The 369-nt window shown below is 74.0% G+C and carries 1 protein-coding gene; it reads left to right on the top strand.

Features of this window, described 5'->3' with window-relative positions; all coding sequences use genetic code 11:
• Positions 1-27: 27 nt before the first annotated feature.
• A partial coding sequence (locus B5P42_RS31690; protein ID WP_142674091.1) for a glycosyltransferase occupies positions 28-369 on the top strand: 342 nt, incomplete at its 3' end.

The following is a 369-nucleotide window of genomic DNA, read 5'->3' as shown; positions in this document are numbered from 1 at the left end:
CCCCCTGCGAACCCTACGGCCCCTGACATGCCCCACGCTGGCGTCCCGGCGCCCCGCGCCACCCGGATCCCCTCCATTTCCTGCGTGCTGCCGGCCTACAACGAGGGCCAGAACCTGGCCCAGGTGGTACCGCAGGTGCTGGCATCGCTGCACGCGCTGTCGCCCCAGGTGGAGGTGCTGGTGGTCGACGACGGCAGCCGCGACGACACGGCCGCCGTGGCGCGCGCGCTGTGCGCGGCGCACCCGGGCGTGGTGCTGATCGAGCTGTCGCGCAATTTCGGCAAGGAAGCGGCGCTGACCGCTGGACTCGACGCCGCGCGCGGCGAGGTCGTCGTGCTGATGGACGCCGACGGCCAGCACCCGGCCGCC

The sequence above is a fragment of the Bacillus sp. SRB_331 genome, from assembly GCF_003264175.1.
Lineage (GTDB): Bacteria > Bacillota > Bacilli > Bacillales > Bacillaceae_G > Bacillus_A > Bacillus_A mycoides.
Note: the sequence above shows the minus strand (reverse complement) of the source record. Positions and strands in the feature narration are given on the sequence as shown.